Origin of the sequence: Dermabacter hominis NBRC 106157, assembly GCF_001570785.1 — a bacterium.
Lineage (GTDB): Bacteria > Actinomycetota > Actinomycetes > Actinomycetales > Dermabacteraceae > Dermabacter > Dermabacter hominis.
The window spans coordinates 234,207-243,591 of the sequence record NZ_BCSI01000001.1 but is presented as its reverse complement, the minus strand read 5'-3'; the positions used below and the strand labels follow the sequence as shown (position 1 = coordinate 243,591).

General features: G+C 62.9%; 17 protein-coding genes and 1 pseudogene. 3 read left to right on the top strand and 15 right to left on the bottom strand.

Annotated features, from left to right (window positions below; all coding sequences use genetic code 11):
- Positions 1-2: 2 nt before the first annotated feature.
- The 14 genes and pseudogenes from rpmD to rpsQ (DEHOM01_RS10125) form a co-directional block, all read right to left on the bottom strand.
- Positions 3-185, bottom strand: coding sequence for a 50S ribosomal protein L30 (gene rpmD, locus DEHOM01_RS01090; protein ID WP_034372287.1), 183 nt, complete (start codon positions 183-185; stop codon positions 3-5).
- Complete coding sequence (gene rpsE, locus DEHOM01_RS01085; protein WP_016664044.1) at positions 182-874, bottom strand: 30S ribosomal protein S5; 693 nt, start codon at positions 872-874, stop codon at positions 182-184. Before rpsE ends, rpmD begins: the two co-directional genes overlap by 4 nt.
- Positions 875-910: 36 nt before the next feature.
- The gene (rplR, locus tag DEHOM01_RS01080) at positions 911-1,297 is read right to left on the bottom strand and encodes a 50S ribosomal protein L18 (RefSeq protein WP_034372282.1); all 387 of its coding nucleotides are present in this window, start codon (positions 1,295-1,297) and stop codon (positions 911-913) included.
- A gap of 2 nt (positions 1,298-1,299) precedes the next feature.
- Entirely contained in the window at positions 1,300-1,842 is a 543-nt protein-coding gene (rplF, locus tag DEHOM01_RS01075; protein WP_061211112.1) for a 50S ribosomal protein L6, read from the bottom strand.
- Between the two features lie 18 nt (positions 1,843-1,860).
- Positions 1,861-2,259: a 30S ribosomal protein S8 gene (gene rpsH, locus DEHOM01_RS01070; RefSeq protein WP_016664041.1), complete on the bottom strand. Its 399-nt coding sequence runs from the start codon at positions 2,257-2,259 to the stop codon at positions 1,861-1,863.
- A 63-nt stretch (positions 2,260-2,322) separates the two neighbouring features.
- Positions 2,323-2,508, bottom strand: coding sequence for a type Z 30S ribosomal protein S14 (locus DEHOM01_RS01065; protein WP_016664040.1), 186 nt, complete (start codon positions 2,506-2,508; stop codon positions 2,323-2,325).
- Between the two features lies 1 nt (position 2,509).
- A complete protein-coding gene (rplE, locus tag DEHOM01_RS01060; protein WP_061211111.1) occupies positions 2,510-3,067 on the bottom strand; it encodes a 50S ribosomal protein L5 in 558 nt (185 codons plus the stop codon).
- Positions 3,067-3,477, bottom strand: coding sequence for a 50S ribosomal protein L24 (gene rplX / locus DEHOM01_RS01055; RefSeq protein WP_034372273.1), 411 nt, complete (start codon positions 3,475-3,477; stop codon positions 3,067-3,069). Before rplX ends, rplE begins: the two co-directional genes overlap by 1 nt.
- 1 nt (position 3,478) lies before the next feature.
- The gene (rplN, locus tag DEHOM01_RS01050) at positions 3,479-3,847 is read right to left on the bottom strand and encodes a 50S ribosomal protein L14 (RefSeq protein ID WP_016664037.1); all 369 of its coding nucleotides are present in this window, start codon (positions 3,845-3,847) and stop codon (positions 3,479-3,481) included.
- A gap of 470 nt (positions 3,848-4,317) precedes the next feature.
- A complete protein-coding gene (locus tag DEHOM01_RS01045; protein ID WP_061211110.1) occupies positions 4,318-5,229 on the bottom strand; it encodes a sensor histidine kinase in 912 nt (303 codons plus the stop codon).
- Positions 5,226-5,999: a response regulator transcription factor gene (locus tag DEHOM01_RS01040; RefSeq protein WP_061211109.1), complete on the bottom strand. Its 774-nt coding sequence runs from the start codon at positions 5,997-5,999 to the stop codon at positions 5,226-5,228. Before DEHOM01_RS01040 ends, DEHOM01_RS01045 begins: the two co-directional genes overlap by 4 nt.
- Positions 5,989-6,552: an OmpA/MotB family protein gene (locus DEHOM01_RS01035; protein ID WP_061211108.1), complete on the bottom strand. Its 564-nt coding sequence runs from the start codon at positions 6,550-6,552 to the stop codon at positions 5,989-5,991. The genes DEHOM01_RS01040 and DEHOM01_RS01035 overlap by 11 nt, the downstream gene beginning before the upstream one ends.
- Entirely contained in the window at positions 6,549-7,256 is a 708-nt protein-coding gene (locus DEHOM01_RS01030; RefSeq protein WP_061211107.1) for a hypothetical protein, read from the bottom strand. Before DEHOM01_RS01030 ends, DEHOM01_RS01035 begins: the two co-directional genes overlap by 4 nt.
- Before the next feature lie 263 nt (positions 7,257-7,519).
- Positions 7,520-7,693, bottom strand: a pseudogene (gene rpsQ, locus DEHOM01_RS10125) (30S ribosomal protein S17); the annotation flags it as partial.
- Between rpsQ (DEHOM01_RS10125) and DEHOM01_RS10120 the strand changes: the two are divergent.
- The 3 genes from DEHOM01_RS10120 to DEHOM01_RS09900 all read left to right on the top strand — a co-directional run bounded on the left by DEHOM01_RS10120 (position 7,632) and on the right by DEHOM01_RS09900 (position 8,709).
- Positions 7,632-7,829 (top strand): hypothetical protein, encoded by a 198-nt coding sequence (locus DEHOM01_RS10120; RefSeq protein ID WP_061211106.1) that lies wholly within the window; start codon positions 7,632-7,634, stop codon positions 7,827-7,829. The pseudogene rpsQ (DEHOM01_RS10125) and the gene DEHOM01_RS10120 sit on opposite strands and share 62 nt — an antisense overlap.
- Positions 7,830-8,164: 335 nt before the next feature.
- The gene (locus tag DEHOM01_RS01020; RefSeq protein ID WP_061211105.1) at positions 8,165-8,566 is read left to right on the top strand and encodes a hypothetical protein; all 402 of its coding nucleotides are present in this window, start codon (positions 8,165-8,167) and stop codon (positions 8,564-8,566) included.
- Positions 8,563-8,709 (top strand): hypothetical protein, encoded by a 147-nt coding sequence (locus tag DEHOM01_RS09900; RefSeq protein WP_167346627.1) that lies wholly within the window; start codon positions 8,563-8,565, stop codon positions 8,707-8,709. Before DEHOM01_RS01020 ends, DEHOM01_RS09900 begins: the two co-directional genes overlap by 4 nt.
- Before the next feature lie 389 nt (positions 8,710-9,098).
- Here the strand turns inward: DEHOM01_RS09900 and rpsQ (DEHOM01_RS01015) are convergent, their stop codons facing one another.
- On the bottom strand, positions 9,099-9,374 hold the full coding sequence (gene rpsQ / locus DEHOM01_RS01015; RefSeq protein WP_016664029.1) for a 30S ribosomal protein S17: 276 nt from the start codon (positions 9,372-9,374) through the stop codon (positions 9,099-9,101).
- Between the last annotated feature and the right edge of the window lie 11 nt (positions 9,375-9,385).

Sequence of the window (9,385 nt, the reverse complement as noted above, 5' to 3'; positions counted from 1 at the left end):
GATCAGTCCACCTCTTCAACCGTCACGAGGTGACGGACGGCATTGATCATGCCGCGAATCTCGGGGCGGTCTTCTTTGACGACGACGTCGCCGATGCGCTTGAGGCCGAGGCCTCGCACCGTCGAGCGCTGTGCGTCGTTACCGCCGATTACAGACTTGACCTGAGTAACCTTGAGCTGCATCAGGCACCTACCTTCTCTTCACGCGCCTCGCGAGCCGCTGCGCGACCCTCGGCCTGCGCACGAAGCAGGTAGCCGGGGGCGACGTCCTCGAGGGGAAGGCCGCGGCGAGCTGCCACTGCTTCCGGCTCCTCGAGCTGCTTGAGGGCCTTGACGGTCGCGTGCACGATGTTGATCGTGTTCGAGGAACCGAGCGACTTCGACAGAACGTCGGCGACGCCCGCGCACTCGAGAACCGCACGCACCGGACCACCGGCGATTACACCGGTACCGGGAGCAGCCGGACGGAGGAAGACAACGCCTGCGGCGTCCTCTCCCTGAACCGGGTGCACGATCGTGCCCTGGATGCGGGGAACGCGGAAGAAGTTCTTCTTCGCTTCCTCGACACCCTTCGAGATGGCGGCGGGAACTTCCTTCGCCTTGCCGTAGCCGATGCCAACGGTGCCATCACCGTCGCCCACCACGACGAGCGCGGTGAAGGCGAAGCGGCGACCGCCCTTGACAACCTTCGACACGCGGTTGATTGCTACCACGCGCTCAAGGAAGGCCGACTTCTCTTCCTGACGACCGCCACGGCCCTCGCCGCGACGCCCGCCCTGGTTGCGGTCATTGCCGCGACCGCGGTTGTTACGATCCTCGTTCTCGCCCCTCCGACCGGAGGCCGCGGGACCATTGTTACGCTGCTCAGCAGCCATGTGAATCCTCTTCTCGTCCTATTTCCGGGGGGGTGGTCACAGAGTCAGTCCGGCCTCGCGTGCACCGTCAGCGACGGCGGCCACGCGGCCGTGGTACTTGTTGCCGCCACGGTCGAAGACCACGGCGTCGATACCGGCTTCCTTCGCGCGCTGGGCCACGAGCGAGCCGACCTGCTTGGCCTTCTCGGTCTTCGTGGCTTCCGACGCGCGGAGGTCTGCTTCCATGGTCGATGCCGATGCGAGGGTGATGCCCTTCGTATCGTCGATGACCTGAACGTACATGTGGCGCGCCGAACGGGTCACGGCGAGGCGGGGACGCTCAGCGGTACCCGCAACGCGGCGACGGAGGCGCAGGTGACGGCGGCCACGTGCGCGGACGCGGCTCTTGCGGTCACCACGAGTGTGCTTTTCAGCGAAACCCATTATCACTTACCAGCCTTTCCGGCCTTGCGCTTCACGGTCTCGTCGGCGTAGCGCACACCCTTGCCCTTGTACGGCTCGGGCTTACGAATCTTGCGAATCTTCGCGGCGGTCTCGCCGACCAGCTGCTTATCAATGCCCGATACCGAGAACTTCGTGGGGCTCTCCACGGCGAACGTGATGCCCATGGGGGCCTTCACGAGCACGGGGTGGGAGAAGCCGAGCGCGAACTCGAGATCGGTTCCCTTCGCGACGACACGGTAACCGGTGCCAACGATTTCGAGCTTCTTTTCGAAGCCCTCCGTGACACCCTCGACCATGTTCGCGATGAGAGTGCGTGCAAGGCCGTGGAGGGCCTTGTTCTCACGCTCTTCGTTGGGGCGGCGCACGACGATCGAGCCATCTTCAGCGCGCTCAACGCTGAGAGGCTTCGGAACCTCGTACTGAAGCTCGCCCTTGGGGCCAGCGATCTGGACGTGCTGGCCGTCGATAGTCACACCAGTGACGGAAGCCGGTACGGAAACCGGTCGAAGTCCAATGCGGGACATTACGGTTCTCCTTTCCGGTTACCAGACGTAGGCGAGGACTTCCCCACCCACGCCTTTCTTCGTGGCCTGCTTGTCGGTGAGGAGGCCGGAGGACGTGGACAGGATGGCCACGCCGAGGCCGCCGAGCACCTTGGGCAGGTTGGTGGACTTTGCGTACACGCGAAGGCCGGGCTTCGAGACACGGCGGACGCCCGAGATCGCGCGCTCGCGATCGTCGGTGTACTTGAGTTCGATGACGAGGTTCTTTCCAACCTCGGCTTCTTCCTCGCGCCAGTCCTTGATGTACCCCTCGGCCTTCAGAATCTCCGCGATGCGGGACTTAAGGTTCGAGTACGGCATGGTCACGGAATCGTGGAACGCGGTGTTGGCGTTCCGGATTCGCGTGAGCATGTCCGCGATCGGATCAGTCATTGTCATGTCGAATGCTTCTTTCTCACCGTGGTTTCCCTCGCGTAAAGCGGGGACCTGTGGCGATAGTCCTTACCAGCTGCTCTTGGTGACACCGGGCAGTTCACCGCGGTGGGCCATCTCGCGAAGGCACACGCGGCAAAGGCCGAACTTGCGGTACACCGAGTGCGGGCGACCGCACTTCTGGCACCGGGTGTAGGCGCGCACAGCGAACTTGGGCTTGCGCTGCTGCTTGTTCTTAAGCGCTGTCTTGGCCATATCAGTTCTCCTTGAAGGGGAAGCCGAGCGCACGAAGCAGCGCACGTCCCTCGTCATCGGTCTTGGCGGTGGTCACCACGGTGATGTCCATGCCGCGAACGCGGTCGATCTTGTCCGGATCGATCTCATGGAACATGACCTGTTCGGTGAGACCGAAGGTGTAGTTGCCGTTGCCGTCGAACTGCTTCGGCGAGAGGCCGCGGAAGTCGCGGATACGCGGAAGGGCGGTCGAGAGCAGGCGGTCGAGGAACTCCCACATGCGGTTGCCGCGCAGGGTCGTGTGGCAGCCAATGGCCTGGCCCTCACGAAGCTTGAACTGCGCGATCGACTTGCGGGCGCGCGTCACCTGAGGCCTCTGGCCGGTGATCGCGGTGAGATCCGCGATGGCACCGTCGATGACCTTCGAGTCACGTGCGGCGTCGCCGACACCCATGTTCACCACGATCTTCGTGAGGCCGGGGATGAGCATCGGGTTGGCGTAGTTGAACTCGCTCTGGAGCGAATCCTTGATTTCTTCGCGGTACTTGGTCTTAAGGCGCGGGGTGGTCGTCTCGGTCATCAGATGTCCTTCCCGGTGCGCTTCGAGTAACGCACACGAATGGTCTTCGTGCGGCCGTCCTCGAGCTCGACCTTCTCTTCACGGAAGCCGACGCGGGTCGGCTTGCCGTCGTCAGCCACGAGGGCGACGTTCGAGATATGGATCGGGGCTTCGACCTGCTCGATGCCGCCAGCCTGGCCGTTGTAGCCGGGCTTGTTGTGGCGGGTGATGCGGTTGACGCCCTCGACGAGCACGCGCTGGGTGTCGGGGAACACCTGGAGCACGCGGCCCTGCTTACCCTTGTCGCCTGCGGCGAGTTCGCCCTTGCCCTTTTCGGCGCGGGTTTCGTTGCGCTTGGCGATCTTGTCTGCGTCGCTCGTGCGACCGGTGATGACCTGAACGAGGTCACCCTTCTTAATCTTCATGCTCATGTCACAGCACCTCCGGTGCCAGCGAGATGATCTTCATGAACCGGCGGTCACGCAGCTCGCGGCCCACGGGGCCGAAGATGCGCGTGCCACGCGGCTCGCCGTCGTTCTTGAGGATGACGGCTGCGTTCTCATCGAATCGGATGTATGAACCATCGGCACGACGGCGTTCCTTCGTGGTGCGAACCACGACGGCCTTCACAACATCGCCCTTTTTGACGTTTCCGCCAGGGATTGCGTCCTTGACGGTCGCAACGATGGTGTCACCAATGCCGGCGTAACGGCGACCGGAGCCACCGAGAACACGGATGCAGAGGATTTCCTTTGCACCGGTGTTGTCGGCGACCTTGAGTCGCGACTCCTGCTGAATCACTAACGTTCTCCTTGCGTCTCGCCGGTTCTCTCGGCGTGAGCCTCGAGCCTTGCGGAACGGATATCGGACTTGTTTTCCACCGCACTCACGTGGGGCGCAGCGGCTTCCAGTTCCCGGGCATCAAAAAACCCCGAGCCGGACTCAGGCACTGCCGAAAGGCGATGCAAGGTCTCCGGCTGGGATGGGTCCCACTTGGGGCCCGAGGACCGGGTCCTGTGCTCAGTGGCGCATCCCGCCAACCTCCCGGTTTTTGGGTGCGTTCACACAGCAACCCGTCTAGTTTACGGCACGCGGGCACCGAACGTAAGGGGGCGAGGGGCCCTGCACGTGTGTGCTTGGTCTCGCTGCGTTTGGCACCGCCGGTTCAGCGAGTGCGGGGGCGCCGTTTGTCAGGGTCCGACGGTGACAGGCGAGCGTCGGACCTTCTTTTCATACGTGCTCTTAGCTCGACCCGCTCTTTTCCGGGTGTTTTACCGCGCGGGCCCTGCAAACGGGAGGGTAAGGCTTACGGATGTCCCTTCACCATGCCACGACGTGAGGGTCGCAGTGCCTCCATGGCGTTCGACGATGGCCTTCACCATGGGCAGGCCAAGCCCCGAGCCCTCGATACCGCGCACCTCGCTCGCACGACCGAGTTCTTCCCATACGAGCGGAAGGTCGTCCGGGGAAATCCCGAGTCCGGTGTCGGCGACCTCGAGCACGATGCCGCTTTCGAGCTGTCGCCCCCGCACTTCGATCGCGTCGCCCGGCCGCGAGTACTTCACGGCGTTGCTCAAGACGTTCACGAGGCACAGGAAGAGGAGGTCTTCGTCGCCATTGATCGGCGGCAGAGGGCGCGGAGCCGTGGGAAGCGAGACGCGGATCGAGCGTTCGCTCGCACCGGGCACCTCGCGCGCGGTCTCGATTGCGTCGTGGACGAGGCGCGAAGGATCGATCTGCGTAATCTCGAGCTGCGTGTGCTCGACCTCCCCAATCTTGCGCAGGTCGCTCAGAAGGGAGGTGAGGCGGCGTGATTGCGCGTCGATGCTCGAGCGTTGCCGCTCGGACGGCTCGTCGGCAAGCGCCGCTCGAATGCCCTGGATCGGGTTCTTTATTTCGTGGTCGAGTCGGGCGATGAGCCGGCGCCGGCTTGCCGTCTGCTCGACCACGGTTTCGCGCCGCGCCTTGCTCACGGCGTGGCGCGTGTACCACCACGCGCCGAGGGCGGGGAGCACAGCGAGGGTGAGAACCGCGCCGATCGTGAGCGGGAGCCAGGCGAGCGACATCGAGAAGTAGATGTGCCTCGATTCGCCGAGGACGCTCCATACGAGGGAGACCACCACGCCGATCGCGAGGGGAAGCGCGGCGAAAGCCGAGGCGTAGGCAAGTGGGTGTTTCTTCATGAACGTTCGACCTTCTGGGCGAAGCGATAGCCGAGGCTCGGGACTGTCTCGATGTACGTGGGGGAACCGTCGGCGGAACCAATCACGCGGCGAATCTCGGCGATGCGATGGTCAACGGCTCGCGTGGTCACGATCGCATCGAAGCCCCACACGGTCTGCAGGAGCCGCTCACGCGTGAACACTTCGCCGGGATGCGCCATGAGGTACTCGAGGAGCGCGAATGCCCGCGGCGTGAGTTGGTCTTCCTTGCCACCCACGAAGATCCGCCGGGCCGTGCGATCGATGCGCAGCTCACCAGAGGTGAGCGTCGAGGACGTGCTGAGCGGGGCCGAGCCGCGCGAGCTTCGACGCAGGACGGCCCTGATCCGCGCGAGGAGCTCGTGAGGGTCGAACGGCTTATTGAGGTAATCGTCGGCCCCTTCGTCGAGCGCGGACGCACGCTCGAAGCTCTCCCCCACCTGGGTAAGAAGGATGACGGGTAGCCACTCATGGCGTTCGCGGATCCGGCGAAGCGCTTCTCGACCGTCCATGACCGGCATCATGACGTCGAGGATGACGAGATCGGGTTCCTCCTCATCGAGCCTCTCGAGTGCCTCGGCACCGTTCGCTACCATGCGCACGTCAAGCCCGCTGCGTGAGAGCACTCCCCCGAGGTGCTCGCGAATCGTCTCATCGTCGTCCACGAGCAAGATGCGCTGACGCGCCGGATCGGCCGGCTCCGCTGAACCGGCCGATCCCGACGCGAATGAAGGAGTGTGGCTACCCGTCATAGCGGATCTCCACGCGCCTGTTCTTGGCACGCCCCTCCGGGTTGTCCTCGCCGCCCTCCTCGTTCGGCTCCACGGGCTTCGTATCGCCGTGGCCCGCGACTTCAAGCTTGAGGTCGCCTCGCGTCGCGGAGATCGCGTCGGCGACCGCCTGGGCGCGCTCCTTGGAGAGCACGTCGTTGCCTCGATGGTACGGGATGTTGTCAGTGTGCCCATCGACCTTCACGGTTGCACCCTGCGGAACGTCTTTGACAAGCTCCCCGATGCGTTTCTTCGCCGGGTCAGATAGTTTGTTCGAGCCGTAGTCGAAGAGAATGTCCGAATTCAAGGTGACAACCTTGGTGTTGCCCTCTTGTGTATCGGTATTGAGATCTTCGATGTTTTGATCGAGCTGGTAGATATTCTGCTCGAGGGGAAAAATATTGGACTCGTACGTACCGATCGTGCTCGGCGGCTCGGGGGCGGGCGTTTCGTCCCCATTATCCGCAAGGGCCGCTGGCCCAGCAGCGAAGACGAAAGCCGCGGCCGTGAGGCTTACAAGGTGACGCTTTTTCACTTGATTTCGACCCCCTTCGCGACTTCGCCTGTCGGCCACAGCATCACGTCCATGGTCTTGACGTCCGCCGGCGGCGCCGCGAACGTCGCAAAGGCATACGCGGTCTGACCGGGCATGATGTCCACATCAATGAGTTCAGTCATTGCACGCTCTTGGTTATTCTCCGTCGCAAGTGGCGTATGCTTGCGAAGATTCTTCGTGTCGACGATGAAGGGTGTCCACCTGGTGCTACCGTTCAGGTAGTAGAAATCCTGCTCCTCCTTCACAGCCGTATTGAGCTTGAACGAGTAGAGGGCGGTGACGGTCTCCCCCTCTCGCTTCAGACCGTGAAGCGAAGCCGTGACAGTCGCGTTCGGATCGCCTTTGACGATTGCGGGAGCCTCCGTCGTGAAGATCGGCGCGGGATAGTTCGCCCCGTTAGGGTCCCCCGCCGCCTGCTGGCCGTTCGCGCCGCCCTGATCGGAACCCGCCGCAGCGCCGCCGGCGTCGCTCGCGCCCTGCGCGGGATTCGCGTCGTCGGACCCGCTGCCCTGATCGCCGCCATTGCTATTGTCTGCCGGGGCTGCCGCACTCGCCTGCTCCGTGGGCTTCTCATCGCTGCTACCGAGTACACCGAAAGAGCATCCGCTCGCGCCGGCAACAAGAAGAGACGCGGCTGCAAGGGCTGCCGCGAGGCGGCGCTTCGTCATCGTGGTCGTTGTCATGGGATTCACTCCTCAAAGTCACGGGAGCCGCTTCTCGCCTCCTCGTTACCTCCACGCTATTGCCCGGATATCGCGGCGGCGTTGCGACGCGGTACCTACTCTGCCATGACGTGTCGCAAGTTTGCGACAACTGTCGTCACGCGCATGGCCATTGGTCATCGTAACGCCACGGGGCTCGGGCGCCCGCTGAACAGGGGAAGGGGCCGCCCGCTGGTAAGCGGACGACCCCTTCTCGGAGATCTTTCGGGCTGAGCCCGACAGATTTACTTAGCCTTCTCGATGATTTCGACGAGACGCCAGAGCTTCGAAGCACTCAGCGGCCTGGTCTCCATGATGCGAACGCGGTCGATCTTGTCCTGATCGATCTCATGGAACATGACCTGTTCCGTGAGGCCGAAGGTGCAGTTGCCGTTGCCGTCGAACTCCCTCGGCGACAAGGCCACGGTTCCCACGAAGCTCACCGCCAAGAACAAGAAGAGCGAAGAGACGGACACAAAGACCTCAACGTTCACCCTCGTCAAGGAAGATGGAAAGTGGGTCATCTCCGACGGCGGAAACATGTTTGAGAATTAACCCCTTTCCACCGAATGTGGGGCCGGCCGCCCTTGGCCGGTCCCACATTGCTTTGCCAATCCTCGTTGTTGTTCGCGCGTCACACGGGCGAGCTTCTCGCCCATGACCCCAACCCAAGCCCAAGCCCAAGCTGCGCCCTACCTTCCAATCCCCAAGCCTCCGCAACACATGTTTGCACGTGCAATCTCAAGCGGGTATGTTTGCAACTGTAACGCAGGTCATGCGAAAGGTGCACAATGACCTACCCCCACTACTCCCCTGCACCCCCTCCCCCATACGTCCGCCCCCAAGGTTCCAGTAGGGGCGTTTTTTGTGGCATTTGCGGTTGCCTAAGCTTGCTCAGCCTCGCCGGTATCGCCGCCCTCGTTCTCGTCATCGGCGGTGGAGCGGCCCTCATCCATGGGCCCAAGGACACTGTGGACGACATGTTCGCTGCCATTGAGTCCCAGGATTGTTCGGCATTCACGGGCGCTCTCGAGGATCAAGTGGCTGACAGCGTCGATTGCGAGCGTTTCAAGGAAGCCGCAGCGGAAATCGACCGTCGCGGCGGATTCGACTACGACATCACACACATCAGCACCGAAAACACCAAGGCCCAGGTGGAGGTCACCACCACACTGCACGACCCAGCCGTGAGCGTCCCCGAGACAGACCACGTCTTCGACCTCGAGCTCCAGGATGGCGAATGGAAGATCACTGGAAGCAAGAGCAGCAACAGCAGCTGGAAGATGCCGTGACAGCGAAGCCCAAGGCCGCCATTGTCCTCACCGCGTGCACCGCCCTCGTGATCGCTGGGCTTTGTGCCGGAACCCTCGCATTGTGGCTGCTGCTCACCCCGGACAGCGAAGAAGACACAATCAAGGAATCCGCTCATGCATGAGCCATGAGCGTCCGGCAAGATTCGTGCCCCGGGTTGAAGGCAACCGTCGGCCCCGCTTCCCGCACAGCTGCAGCGAACTCCAGAAGCCGCTCATTGCACCACCCCGCCCCCGAATGCCCGAAGACGGACGCGTTGCGGGTATCGATGTTCGCGGCAGGATTGCCCGGGTCCAGTACGAGTACGGCGACGCGGCACATATGGGCTTCACGCCCGAACTCACCGGGTCCCTCACGTTGGCAAAGCAGGCCGACGGCAGCTGGCGCGTCACGAACCTCGCACGTGGGAAGCACCCGCAACCCGCACCACGAAAGCACAAAAGAGAGGCCGGGGTGGATCCGCATTGCGAATCCACCCCGGCCTCTCTATGTTCAGGCGAACCTGAGAACGGCTTACTTAGCCTTCTCGAGAATCTCCACCAGACGCCAGCGCTTGGAAGCGCTCAGCGGGCGGGTTTCCATGATGCGAACAAGATCGCCGACACCGGCGGTGTTCTCCTCATCGTGGGCCTTGAACTTCTTGTGCTTCTTCATAACCTTGCCGTACAGCGAGTGCTTCACGCGCTCCTCGACCTCAACAACGATGGTCTTATCCATCTTGTCGGAGACGACGTAGCCGCGCTGAGTCTTGCGGTACGGACGCTCTTCAGCGACCTGATTTTCGTTCATTACCTAACCTC